The organism is Rhodopirellula sp. P2, assembly GCF_028768465.1.
Taxonomy (GTDB): Bacteria; Planctomycetota; Planctomycetia; order Pirellulales; family Pirellulaceae; genus Rhodopirellula.
Genome location: NZ_CP118225.1, coordinates 1,672,490 through 1,684,932, shown reverse-complemented (window position 1 = coordinate 1,684,932; position 12,443 = coordinate 1,672,490). Strand labels below are relative to the sequence as shown.

General features: G+C 58.3%; 10 protein-coding genes. 6 read left to right on the top strand and 4 right to left on the bottom strand.

Annotated features, from left to right (window positions below; translation table 11 throughout):
• Nucleotides 1–96 precede the first annotated feature (96 nt).
• The 3 genes from PSR62_RS05815 to PSR62_RS05805 are packed head-to-tail and all read right to left on the bottom strand — an operon-like array spanning nucleotide 97 to nucleotide 4,310.
• Nucleotides 97–1,521, bottom strand: coding sequence for a cytochrome c (locus tag PSR62_RS05815; RefSeq protein WP_274406870.1), 1,425 nt, complete (start codon nucleotides 1,519–1,521; stop codon nucleotides 97–99).
• A 33-nt stretch (nucleotides 1,522–1,554) separates the two neighbouring features.
• A complete protein-coding gene (locus PSR62_RS05810; protein ID WP_274406869.1) occupies nucleotides 1,555–2,781 on the bottom strand; it encodes a 1-acyl-sn-glycerol-3-phosphate acyltransferase in 1,227 nt (408 codons plus the stop codon).
• A complete protein-coding gene (locus PSR62_RS05805; protein ID WP_274406868.1) occupies nucleotides 2,778–4,310 on the bottom strand; it encodes a serine/threonine protein kinase in 1,533 nt (510 codons plus the stop codon). The genes PSR62_RS05810 and PSR62_RS05805 overlap by 4 nt, the downstream gene beginning before the upstream one ends.
• A gap of 261 nt (nucleotides 4,311–4,571) precedes the next feature.
• Here PSR62_RS05805 and PSR62_RS05800 point away from each other — a divergent pair, with 261 nt between their 5' ends.
• On the top strand, nucleotides 4,572–5,327 hold the full coding sequence (locus PSR62_RS05800; protein WP_274406867.1) for a TIGR04282 family arsenosugar biosynthesis glycosyltransferase: 756 nt from the start codon (nucleotides 4,572–4,574) through the stop codon (nucleotides 5,325–5,327).
• A gap of 9 nt (nucleotides 5,328–5,336) precedes the next feature.
• A complete protein-coding gene (locus PSR62_RS05795) occupies nucleotides 5,337–6,551 on the top strand; it encodes an NAD(P)/FAD-dependent oxidoreductase (protein WP_274406866.1) in 1,215 nt (404 codons plus the stop codon).
• A gap of 45 nt (nucleotides 6,552–6,596) precedes the next feature.
• On the opposite strand, the gene PSR62_RS05790 is transcribed toward PSR62_RS05795, so the two are convergent.
• Nucleotides 6,597–8,279: an FAD-dependent oxidoreductase gene (locus PSR62_RS05790; RefSeq protein WP_274406865.1), complete on the bottom strand. Its 1,683-nt coding sequence runs from the start codon at nucleotides 8,277–8,279 to the stop codon at nucleotides 6,597–6,599.
• Nucleotides 8,280–8,364: 85 nt separating this feature from the next.
• Between PSR62_RS05790 and PSR62_RS05785 the strand changes: the two genes are divergently transcribed.
• From PSR62_RS05785 to PSR62_RS05770, 4 genes are all read left to right on the top strand, one after another.
• Entirely contained in the window at nucleotides 8,365–8,712 is a 348-nt protein-coding gene (locus PSR62_RS05785; RefSeq protein ID WP_274406864.1) for an ArsR/SmtB family transcription factor, read from the top strand.
• A gap of 147 nt (nucleotides 8,713–8,859) precedes the next feature.
• Entirely contained in the window at nucleotides 8,860–10,455 is a 1,596-nt protein-coding gene (locus PSR62_RS05780) for an aldehyde dehydrogenase (NADP(+)) (protein ID WP_274406863.1), read from the top strand.
• Between the two features lie 296 nt (nucleotides 10,456–10,751).
• Nucleotides 10,752–10,937: a hypothetical protein gene (locus PSR62_RS05775; RefSeq protein ID WP_274406862.1), complete on the top strand. Its 186-nt coding sequence runs from the start codon at nucleotides 10,752–10,754 to the stop codon at nucleotides 10,935–10,937.
• Between the two features lie 199 nt (nucleotides 10,938–11,136).
• Nucleotides 11,137–12,348, top strand: a complete 1,212-nt coding sequence (locus PSR62_RS05770; RefSeq protein ID WP_274406861.1) for a DUF1559 domain-containing protein — start codon at nucleotides 11,137–11,139, stop codon at nucleotides 12,346–12,348.
• Nucleotides 12,349–12,443 lie beyond the last annotated feature (95 nt).

Here is a 12,443-nt window from a genome sequence, read left to right as displayed (position 1 = left end):
GCTCCGCGACTATGGCCAAGGCGTGCGGTTCAAACTCGCTCGCGTGCGCATCACGGACGCGCATTTCACCCAGCCAGGTAGGACCTGGCCTACGCCTTACCGAGCGGCCACTTCGGTGGGCTTGGGCTCTTCGGTGGGTTCTTCTTCCGGTTCCGGTGGCGTCTGCAGCGAACGCAGGAAGTTGATCAGGTGCCACACATCGTCCTCTTCGAATTCACCTTCCACAAAGGTAGCCGCAGGCATCGGTGACCCCTCGATGCCCTGCGTGATTCGAATGTACAAATCATTCGCGGTCCCACCCCCGTGGAACAATCCAGTGGTGAAGTTTCGTGGCGAGGCATTCAGTGGCGGCAACGCACCACGGGCGAGCAAAGGAATCAACTGATCACGGTTCTCAGGCTTGATCCCGATGCCGAGCGTCCATTCCTTGGTCCAATCGTCGAAGTCGGTGGTTTGCCCATCGCCCAACCCTTTCACGCCGTGGCACTTGCTGCACAAAGCGATCTTGCCGACATACAGCTCTTGCCCTCGCTTGACGGATTCGGCCAAGGTTTCGGCCTGGTCGCCGCTTTGGAATGCAACGAACTCTTCATAGTTGTCCGGGACAGGCAGGTCTGCAGGTGGCTCGGGAACTTCGACAACCGCGTCGGGAGCTGCCAACCAAGCGTCAGCAATCTCCAACGCGTAGTCTTCGGCGATCTCCCAGCCTTCGTCGAACAATTCCTTTTCTTCTTCGTCGGTGGAATTTTTGTGAGCCGGGTTGATGATCCGATCACCACCTTCCAAGTCCAACTCGAAGATCGCGTCGTCGAGCAGAGTTCGTTCCAACTCGCCGCGCCAAGACAGGTAGATCACGTAATCGGTCAACGCTTCGGTTTGCTGGTCGATCACTTCTTGGTTGACCGCCTCGACTTCTTCACCGCTCAGCGTGTCGATCGCTTTGCCGATGTGGTCCTCGATCTGCTCGTCAGTCAGCTTTGGCAAAGCCACCATCGCGGTGCCTTGGATGCCGTTTTTGATCAACGTCGCCAAGTCTTCTCGGGTGGGTTTCTCGCCCCGTTCGGTCGATTTGAATTTGAAGACACCCTTGCGGTAATCCCGAGGATACGGATTCAAAATTGCAGAGGACGAACCACGTCCATCGCCGCTGATGCCGTGACAGATCGCACATTGTTTTTGATAGAGCCCTCGACCTTCCGCGTCCGCGGGGCCCGAAGCCATCATCAGATTGTCCAGTGAGACCAAGCTCGCAAAGTCTTCGTCTTCCATCGCCGCTGCTGGCAACTTGGGCTGGTCGGGAGTCCCAAACATCTCGGTCACGATCCAGAACGCATCCTTGGACGCTTGTTCCATCTCGATGCCCTCTTTCAACTCGTACTTCATCGCATGCACGAGATTGGGCTCGAACGCCACCGGCTTCGGCTCGCTGCAACCGCCAAAGAACGTCGACCCGGCCGCGATCGCGAACGCCCCAGCCAAACAAGTGAGGGATTTCGAACGACGAAGAGATTTGGACGGCATGATCGTGTTGGCGTGAGATGAGTGAGAGATGACTCAGGCCAACAATGTGGCCTCTTGGGACAACGATGTCACCATTGTATGCAATTGGTCCCGCAATTGGCAAAGCACTGGATCAGCTTCACCGCGTGGCGGACGCCCGGCGGGCACCGGAATGGCTTCTCCCACTTCGATCACCACCTTCATTGGCAGTGACTCCTTCGCCTTGCCAAAAATGGCCTCTTGAATGCGTTGAATCGTTTCCACAATGCGAGTGTCGGTGATTTTCCCCGGTGTCAAATATTCATCGGGAAACGAGAGGAGAAACTGTGCCAAGTCCGCGCGCTCTGCATCGCGACGAAAAGTCGCAGGGTCACGGACCGTGTTCTCGGCGGCAAAGAACGTGTTGGAGACCGCCGCACGAATCTTCCGCACGCGTTCTCGCACATCCTCCGTCGGTTTCGCCACCAAGCTATACCGTTCTTCGGACTGCTGAAGCAACTGCTCAATCAAACGATCACGCCGGGGACTGAGCTCGCCCGTCGAAGCCTGCCCGGTGAACTCAATTTCTTTCAATGCCAGGTAGGCCTGTGAGACTCGAAACAAACGCCCCACCAAATCCCCAATGGCCCCGGGACCGGGCGCAGGCAACCAACTCAGCGTTTGCTCCAACTCCGCCAACTGCTCGTGCGCCCAGGCATGCGCGTCTTCGAGGCACAGGTACTTCAAACCAACCGGGTGAATGACAACTTGCCCGTTCTCTCGCTTGGCTCGCTTCTTTGCGGCCGCTCGAGCGATGAAGGACACGCCATCGAGCAATGGTTTCAACACATCGTTGGTGCGATTGGTGGTGCCTTCGGGAAACAACACCAGCGGACGTTCCCCGCTGACCAAAATGTCAATCGCGGTTTCGAGTGCTTTGCGATCATTGCCTTCCCGAAAAACACTGAAGGCCCCCATTCGTCGCAATGCAAATTGCTCGAACCGGTTGGTGTTGAACAAGTGCCACGAGGCCATCGCGTACAAATGGGTGTGCACCTCACGAGCCAACCATCCCAGCACGATCGGGTCGGCATAGCGACAGTGGTTGGGGGCGAGCAGGATTCCGTGACCGGCTTGCAACGATTCCGCGAATCGCTCGGCGTGCCGGCATTCGAAATCGAGCACAGCCTCCTTCTTGCGAAGGTGCCAATCAATCAATCGAAAGGTTTGAATTGCAGTGGGCCAGAGGTTCCCGCGATAAGGCGGCACGAACTCGTAGGGCCGATCAAGAACAACAGTCAAGACGTCACTTTCGCGAGGAAATAACCCAGAGCCAGTGCGGCCACGAACAGCGAGGTCACCACGGTCCCCAGCAACACCGGATCGATGCCCTTGCTCCGGTTGTCACCAGGCTGTGCTCGAGCGTCGACTGCCTTGCCGCGATCAATTCCCGAACCCACACCACGTCGACTTCCAGAACTGGGTGCCCGCCCGGGCGGACCCTTGTAACCGGATTCCACTTCCAAATCGAGAAAGCTTCCTTCCAACATATCAGCGGGTGTCCCCATCGATCCCACCTTCACCAATCGACCACTTTCGCTGGCCGCTTGATTCTGTTCCCGAATCAGCTTGGAACGACTGCTCGCCAGGGTGTCATCGTTTTTGTTGGTCAATGTGTCTTGATTGGACTGGGTGACCATCGATTCCGAACTGCTATCGAAATCCATCGAAGACAAACTGCTTTCTTCGCCAGGGTCTTCTCCCAGCCCAACTCGAATCATTTCGCCCTTGGGCACGGCAGCCGCAAATTTCTTGAGCACCTCGGCGACGTCGGTGGCGTTTTGATAGCGATAGCGGGGATCCTTTTGGATCATCTTCACCACGATCCCTTCCAGCTCGCCGGGACATTCCGGTCGCAATTCGCGAATCGCCTTGGGCATCTCGTTTTGGTGCTTCGCGATTCGCTGGGCCAGCGTGCCTTCGGCGAAGGGTGGTCGGCCGGTCAGCAAGTAATACAACGTGCAACCCAGACCATAGATGTCGACTCGGTGGTCAACCGTGTGACTGTTCAGAGCTTGCTCAGGTGCCAGGTAGTCGGCCGTGCCGAGAACATTCTCGTTGTTGGCGACGGTCAGAGACTCATCATCCCCGGTCTTTGTCACCAGAGCCAATCCCATGTCCAACAACCGCACCCGGCCATCGCTGTCAATCAACAGGTTGGCTGGTTTGACATCGCGATGAACCACCCCGCGATCATGCGCGTGCGCCAATCCTCGAGCAGCTTGGGAAATCAGTTCCGCGGCGGTGGAAAAATCGAGCGGTCCGTCGCGGCGCACCAACACCTGCAAATCCACCCCGTCAACGTACTCCATGACGATGTAGTGGACGTCACCGTCGTTATCAATGTCGTGCGCCAACACAATGTTGGGGTGGTTGAGTGACGCGATCGCTTTGGCTTCCAGTTTGAAGCGAGCCAGATACGAGGCATCGTTGACGCGTTTCTTGGGCAGCACCTTGATCGCGCGTTTGTCGCCCAAACCGGTGTGTTCAGCCAGATAAACGCTGCTCATCCCGCCCGATCCGATGTGGCCGAGCAGTTTGTATTTGCCAAGGAAGAAGCCTTTGTACTTCCCTGTGAACAGCTTCTCGATGTGCCAATCGGTGAGCAGCCCCGCCTTTTTGTAGGCCATCGCCAGCTTCTTCGAACTGGCCGGCAAACTGCCCTCACACCTTTCCCGAACCTTTTTCAGGAACCGTTCCTGCGTGGCTTCGTCAACCAAGTTGCTCCGTGCAACCATCTCGACAAATCGTTCCGATGTGATCGAAGCCATGGTGTGTGGAAGAAAATCCAGTTAGAAGACAAGTCCGTTGGTGAAGATCTCGATCGCAGAGACGCCAAACGAAAGGAGGTCAACGACGTGGCGAGGTTATCCGCGTCCGACCGCGTCCTCAATCAAGTTTAACCAAAAACTCACGTCTGGCAGGACGAAATTGCTGGATTGCCAAACGCGGAGGGCGGAATTGTAAACGAATCCGCCATCGCTGAGTGGTCGCGAGCGTGGTCGTTTCTTGACTCTTTCAAATCAAATCTCATGCCCCCTCCACCCATGACTTCCAACCCATCCCAAGAGGCCCGCAGCCAGGCGGTTCGCAAACTCGGCGTGATGGCCAAAGTCGCAGCCCAAGGGAAGGTCAAAACACGACTGGGCGCCACCATCGGATTCGACCGAGCGGCCCGAATTCACCAACGATTCCTCGACCAACTCTTCCACGAACTACGCGACTGGGGAAATGAGCGGCACTGGGTGGTCACGCCGCTCGAATCGGTCTCGCACCTCCCCCAACCGCCCCCGGCAAAGTGGCAACTCATCGACCAGGGGACCGGGGATCTGGGCGATCGCATGCGACGCTGGTTTGCCAACCAGCTGCCCGACCGCCCTGCTCTGCCCCGCACTCACGCGATTTTGATGGGAGCGGATTGCCCTTTGCTGACTTCCGAAGAAATCGACGAGGCCGATCGACTCTTTCGCGAAAATGAGCTCGTGCTGGGCCCGGCGGCGGACGGCGGCTACTACCTGATCGGGCTATCCGGCCCTCTCGCCCAGCCCATTCTCGACTCGTTGTGGAACGACATTCCGTGGAGCACCGGCGAGGTTTTCGAGCGCACCGTTGCGGCGGCTGAGTCGCTGGGGCTGCGAATTGGCAGGCTGCCAGTCCGATCAGACATCGACACAGAAGAAGATTTGACAGCCCTCCTTCATCAAATCGAACATCCAACCGACAATGCCGGTGCCCCCATCGCCCACACCGAACTCGCACGAGACCTTCGCCGCATCCTTTCCAGCTAGCGATCTGATTTGTCTACCATCCACCCCGCATCGAGCGACGCCCCTGCCCCTTCCGACCGCCAATCCACCGGCACACTGATCGTCGGGGGCGGCGTGATCGGACTTTCCATCGCCTGGGAACTCGTCCGCCGGGGCGAAAACGTGACGGTGATCGATCAAGGCCCGATTGCTCACGGAACCTCTTGGGCCGCCGCGGGAATCTTTCCGCCCGCCAACTTGGATCGCGCGACGGACCCGATTGATCGCCTCCGCGGATTCAGCCACACCCTGTGGCCGCTGTGGTGCCAACAACTGATGGACCAAACGGGCATCGACCCAGGACTGATTCGCTGTGGCGGGCTGTACTTAGCAGAAACGGTTGGCGAAGCCTCCGCACTGACCGGCATGATGTCGTACTGGGCCGACCTCGCGGTGGAATGCGAGCGCATCGATGAACCAGAGCTCCTGCGCCGGCAACCTCGATTGAAGGATTGGGCTCAAACCAATCCGTGGATCCAATCCCATCCGACCAGTGCGGCTTGGTGGACACCTGACGAATACCAAATCCGTCCCCCACGCTTGCTGACGGCCCTGGCCACCGCCTGCCAAAGCCAAGGCGTGACGCTGCTTCCCCACACCACGCTGCTCCACATTTCCTCCAACGCAGCGAACTGCTCTGCGACCATTCGATCGCGAGATGCGACCGAGCACCTGCTGCAAAGCGACCGCACGGTGCTCTGTGGTGGCGCTTCGCTGGGCAGCATCTTCCCCGAAGCCCGATTGGAATCCTCGGTGATTCCGATCCGCGGTCAGATCCTGCTGCTCAACAGCCAGACCTTCACGGACCCAATCGTCCTCAACGTTGGCAATCGCTACTTGGTTGCGCGAGGCGACGGGAACGTGCTGGTCGGTTCCTGCGAAGAAGAAGTCGGATTCGAACCGGGAACCACCGACGATGTCATCCAAGGACTGCGACACTTCGCGAATCGAGTTTGCCCTGAATTGGAATCTGCCAGCGTCGCTTCCCACTGGTCGGGACACCGCCCCATGACCTTCGATGGGTTCCCGATGATTGGCCGCGTGCCGGACCAGTCTCGCCTGTTCGTCGCGGGTGGGCACTACCGCAGCGGGATTCACCTGGCCTGCGGAACCGCTGTGGCAATGGCCGATGCGATCGAGGGCAAACCCTCTTTCATGGAACTGTCCGACTTCTCCGTCGGCAAACAGCAAACGGCACCGCGGTGACCGCTGGGGCGGTCACCGTTTGGATTGACCAGAGCTTCGTTTCGCTCACCCAAAGCAGCGATTGCGAACGGTTGCCCCACCGGAAAGGTTTTGAACATCAAAGCCGTTCTGCCGCAGAATTCGGGCGGCGATGTGACCGCGGACTCCCACCGCACAACTGACAACCGTTGGCTGGTTGCGGTCCAATTCGTCCAAGCGATCACGAAGTTCGTCGACCGGAATATGAATCGCCCCTGACGCTTCCTGAAGCGGCGCCTTTTCGATCTCGGTGGCACCACGCACGTCGACCACCTGAACATCGCTGAGCGAAGCATCGGAATCGCGAAAGGATTCGATGCCATCGAGTGCATTGCAGGCCGCAAAACCAGCCATGTGCACCGGATCCTTGGCCGAACCAAATGGCGGTGCGTAGGCCAAATCCAAACCGGTTAAATCGCGTGCGGTTCCCCCGAAGTGCATCGCGGTGGCAATCACATCGATGCGTTTGTCGATGCCTTCGCCGCCCACGCACTGAGCCCCCATGACTTTGCCGGTTCCCGGCTCATAGACCAGTTTCAGCGTCATCGTTTCGGCGCCGGGAAAGTAACCCGCATGATGCTTGGCAACGATCGTCACGCTGGTCGCTTCTTTCCCACATCGTTCCGCCGAGGCTCGGGTCAAACCTGTCATCCCGACCGAAACGTCGAACACTCGCACAACGCTGGTCCCCCACACTGGCGTCGCGGCAGCGGATTCTCCCGTCACCGCATGCTCGCCAGCCAATCGGCCGGAACGGTTCGCGGGTCCAGCCAAAGGCACTCGCATCGGTGTCCCGAGCGGACCAAACACCGGCTCGGAGACGTCCCCCACCGCATAGATATTGGGGTCGCTGGTGCGAGAAAACTCGTCCACAGCAATCCCGCCAGTGCCGCCGATTTCCAACCCAGCTTCGTTCGCCAAACCAGCATTGGGGCGGACGCCAATGCCCAGGATCACCAGTTCGGTTGACAGTTCCGTCCCGTCACTCAAGCCAACCGAAGTGGCTGCTGCACCCTCACACGAAATCGACTGCAGCCCCACACCCAAGTGCACTTCAACATTGTTTCGCCGCAAAGCCTCTTCGATCGGCTGTGCCATTTCATGATCGAGCAACGGCAACACTTGATCGCGTAGTTCCACCAAGTCAACAGCGACACCACGACGACGCAGTTGCTCCACCATTTCCAATCCGATGTAGCCTGCCCCGACCACGACTGCTCGGCGGACCACACCGGAATCCACATGAGCCTTGATTCGATCCATGTCGACCAAATTCCTGAGCGTCAACACATTGTCTGCGTCAACGCCGGGAAGATCCGGCACGATCGGCGAAGCCCCCGGAGCCAAGATCAATTTGTCATAGGCTTGTGAGTACGTTTCGTCTTGCCCGGACGTGGCCCCGTGACGCCGCACGGTCACCGTTTGGTTGGCACGATCAATCGAAACGACTTCTTCGCGGGTCCTCACATCCAACCGGAATCGTCGTCGCAAAAAGTCAGCCGAAGCGACCACCAAGGCGTCTCGATCCTCAATCTCCTGACCGATGTGATAGGGCAACCCACAATTGGCGAACGAGACATCGTGATCCTTTTCAAACAGGATGATCTCGGCCTGTTCATTCATCCGCCGGGCGCGGGTGGCGGCCGAAGCCCCTCCCGCAACACCACCAACGATCAGCAAACGAATGGGTGCATTTGAATCCGCCGACATTTCACTATCCTTTTTGGTCGTTATCTCGTAACATCACGACACATGAATATCGAGTCCCCCACTCCAGTGCAACTGCCAGTCCGCCATGGCCGCTTCAAAACCTCGTTCCAGCAAACGCGTCTCGGAAGCCCCCCCCAAACCCGCGGGAAACGTGCAAGCGTTCGCCGAAGCCGCCGAATGCCTGAAAACACTGGCTCATCCGGTCCGCCTGCGGATTGTGCAGTTGCTGCTGCACAGTCGTTACACCGTGGGTGAGATCGCCGCCGACTGCGAAATCGCAGACAACCTGGCGTCCGAGCACCTCCGATTGCTGCAGCGATGCGGCTTCCTGGACAGCGAACGCGAAGGTCGTCGTGTGTACTACCAAGTCGTCGAACCTCACCTGAGCCAATTGATGGCGTGCGTGGAATCGCGATTTCTAGCGGATGATTGATCCACCCCCGGCTGGGTCCTGGCGATTGATTGGCGGCAACCACAATGTGACCGCTTGAGACAACGCGGCGAATGATTGACGATACAGGTTGAACTCCATCGAGTTCCTTCGCGTCCGTCACACCTCGTCGCAGAAAGATTGCCTGCTATGTCCATCGCTTCTCCCGCCACACACCCTGTTTTGATCGCTGGAACTTGGCGTGAGGCCAACACCGAGTCGACCTTCCAAGCCACCGATCCCAATCGCAACGAAAAACTCGACGCCAAGTTCCCCGTCAGTGGCTGGAAAGACTGCGACGAAGCACTCGATGCCGCCGTCGAAGCCGCCGCGGAACTTCGCAAACTTGGGCCGGCCAAGATCGCGGACTTCATGGAAGCGTACGCGGACAAGATTGACGCCGCCAAGGATCAATTGGTCGAAACCGCATTTGCCGAAACCGGCCTGGGACGTTCACCCCGCTTGGCCGATGTCGAACTGCCCCGCACCAGCAACCAATTGCGTGCCGCCGCCAAAGCCTGCCGGACAGGCAACTGGGCCATGCCCACGATCGACACCCAAGCGGGCATTCGTTCGTGCTTGGGCCCCCTGGGTCCCGTCTGCGTGTTTGGCCCCAACAACTTCCCATTCGCATTTGGCAGTGTCTCCGGGGGCGATTTCGCAGCCGCCATCGCAGCTGGCAACCCTGTGATCGGCAAAGCCAACAGTTCGCACCCCGACACCACGCGTCTGTTTGCCGAACTGGCCCTCGAGGCCCTCACCGAGACCGGACTTCCCGCTGCAACCGTGCAACTGATTTATCGAACCAGCCACGCGGATGGCGAAAAACTGGTTTCCGATCCACGCATCGGAGCGACCGGCTACACCGGCAGCCGCGGCGCGGGGCTGACCCTGAAAGCCGCCGCGGACAAAGCTGGCAAACCCATCTACCTGGAACTTTCCAGCGTCAATCCCGTTGTCATCACCCCCGCAGCCCTGGAAGAACGCAGCGATGCAATTGTCGATGAGTTCATCACCAGCGTCCTGATGGGCACCGGGCAATTCTGCACCAATCCCGGCATGGTGATGCTCGTCCAAGGCGAAGCCACGGACAAATTCATCGCCGCGGTGAAAGAGCGTTTCATCGCCGCACCGGCCGGAACCCTGTTGTCACCTGCGGTCGCAACTTCGTTGGGCAAGAGCATCCAAGCACTCGTCGGCTTTGGTGCCGAACTGCTTGCCGGCGGAGGAGAAGCCGAAACAGATCGTTGTGCGATGGCCAACACACTGCTGAAAACCAGCGGCGAAGCGTTCCTTGGCAACCCGGAAGGCTTCCAAACCGAAGCCTTCGGAAACGCCTCGTTGATCATGGTCGCGGACGACACCCAACAACTCTGCGATGCGATCCGTCACCTGGAAGGCAACCTGACCGGATGCATCTACTCCTCGAGCCAAGGTGCCGACGAAGACACTTACGCTCAAATCGCGTTTGAGCTGGAACCCAAAGTGGGCCGCATCCTCAATGACAAAATGCCAACCGGTGTGGCCGTCAGTGCTGCCATGAATCACGGTGGCCCTTACCCCGCGACCGGGCACCCAGGATTCACGGCGGTTGGAGTTCCCGGTTCTTTGATCCGGTTCGGCAAACTGACCAGCTATGACAATGTCAAAGAGTCTCGCCTACCAGCTTTGCTGCAATCAGCCCCCCCAACCTCCGACACTTGGCGTCTGGTGGATGGAGCCTGGACACAAGGCGTGATTTCTTAGGGTCAAAGTCCGAATCTTGGCATAAAAAGTCAAATTTCCTTGAATTTCGACGGAAGAAATCAGCGTTCAAAACCACGCCCTTCCGTGGAACATTTCGGAAACATCATGACAGTTGAGATTCCCCCCCACGCTCAAAAACAACCAACTTTCGCGGTGTTGGCTTAGGCCGCACCGCGTTTGAGATTTGGCATTTCAGAAAAAGTGCTTATGGTCATTGCAGTGGCCGGTTGAAAGAGCAACAGAACACTGAATCGATTGCCCGGCCGTTTGGTTTCATGACCTGACAGGACGCAAAGATGACAGAACCGATGAGCCAGATGGGCAAATGGTTAGCCGCAGGGCTTCTTCTAACGGCCTTGGCCGGATGCGGCAGTTCCGAAACGGAATTGCTGCCCCTTGATGCCGCGGATGAAGAACAAGCATCCGTGGAAGAAATCATGGGCGGAGCCAATTCGGCCGCTGCCAAGCGACCCAAGAAATAAAGTCCCATCACCATTCATCCCATGGCGATGAATCGGCGGGCAACACAAGGGATGCGATCCACTTGCATCCAGCTGGGAGAGGCGGAATCCCAACATATTCAGGAAACAACACCAGCTCACTCATGGGCCGGCGATCCTGAATCTTCATTCATTCCGAACTTCCCGTGGTCAGATGGCCACACTTCTTTCAGGTGCAACCATGTCCGTTACACATTCACCGCTTGGGCAGACTCGCCCCAACCCTGCTCCGAGTCGCACGACCCGCTCGGCATTCACCCTGGTCGAACTCCTGGTCGTCATTGCGATCATCGGCGTCCTGGTTGGTTTGCTTCTGCCTGCCGTCCAAGCCGCTCGGGAAGCAGCCCGACGCATGAGCTGCAGCAACAACTTCAAACAAATGGGCTTGGCACTTCACAACTACCACGCCGCCTACAACACGTTTCCTTATAGTCGCGTTGCAACCCAAACCCAGTGGCGTGGACTGGGCCCCACCGTCGCCATGATGCCATTCATGGAACAACAAGCCGTCTGGGAGATGATCTCCAACCCTCATACCAGCGACAGTGGAACCACCTACGTTGAATTCGGCGGGTTCCCATGGAGCTCCGACTACACACCCAACCGATTCCAAATCCCAACCCTGCGTTGCCCATCGGATCCTGCCGAAGGCGAGACCATCGGCCGGACGAACTATGCGTTCTGCTACGGGGACGCGGCACGCTACATCACCTTCTATTGGTTTGACGGAGACCAACGAAGCGACCCTGGGTATGAGTGGGCGGGCGATGCAGCCGTGTGGCGAGGCATGTGGAAATGGAACCAGAAGAAGAAATTCCGCGATTGCCTCGATGGCACCAGCCAAACCATCATCATGGGTGAAATGGCCAACTTCCTCGATGACCGTTCGATCATCGGCACCGCGGCAGTCTTCGGAAGCCAAGACTTCCAAACCGACTTGGTGCAGTGCAAGAACACGATTGATCCGGAACGCCCTCAGTTCTATGCACCGGCCCAGGAGCTGATTGGCTACGGCAGCTACGGTGGACAATCCAACCGCGGCCGCTGGTGGACCGATTCCGTCAGCTGCAACTCAGCCATCAACACAATCCTGGGCCCCAACAGCGTGAGCTGCACCTACAGCACCGGCCCCGGGTCGGACTGGACCGGGGGCGTCTACAGCGTCACCAGCCGTCACCAAGGCGGAGCCCACGTGCTGATGACCGACGGTTCGATCAAGTTCATCACCGACTCGATCAACGCTTCGACCGAAGGCATGGACAGCAACACAACCGTGACCCCACGTGGCCCCGGAACCGGACACGCGGCCGGCGTGGAAAGCCCCTTTGGTGTCTGGGGTGCCATGGGCACTGCTGCTTCACGAGAGACCCGAGCCAACGAAGCCTCCCTGTGACCTGATTGGCGACCTCGGTTCGCCACCCGCAGAAGATCCATCAGCAAGAGCCACATCGATTTTGATCGGTGTGGCTCTTTTTTCGTGCGGATCTC

Coding starts and splice junctions, on each gene's coding strand:
- PSR62_RS05770 (WP_274406861.1), top strand. CDS start 11,137: ATGTCCGTTACACATTCACCGCTTGGGCAGACTCGCCCCAACCCTGCT.
- PSR62_RS05800 (WP_274406867.1), top strand. CDS start 4,572: ATGCCCCCTCCACCCATGACTTCCAACCCATCCCAAGAGGCCCGCAGC.
- PSR62_RS05780 (WP_274406863.1), top strand. CDS start 8,860: ATGTCCATCGCTTCTCCCGCCACACACCCTGTTTTGATCGCTGGAACT.
- PSR62_RS05805 (WP_274406868.1), bottom strand. CDS start 4,310: ATGGCTTCGATCACATCGGAACGATTTGTCGAGATGGTTGCACGGAGC.
- PSR62_RS05785 (WP_274406864.1), top strand. CDS start 8,365: ATGGCCGCTTCAAAACCTCGTTCCAGCAAACGCGTCTCGGAAGCCCCC.
- PSR62_RS05790 (WP_274406865.1), bottom strand. CDS start 8,279: ATGTCGGCGGATTCAAATGCACCCATTCGTTTGCTGATCGTTGGTGGT.
- PSR62_RS05775 (WP_274406862.1), top strand. CDS start 10,752: ATGACAGAACCGATGAGCCAGATGGGCAAATGGTTAGCCGCAGGGCTT.
- PSR62_RS05815 (WP_274406870.1), bottom strand. CDS start 1,521: ATGCCGTCCAAATCTCTTCGTCGTTCGAAATCCCTCACTTGTTTGGCT.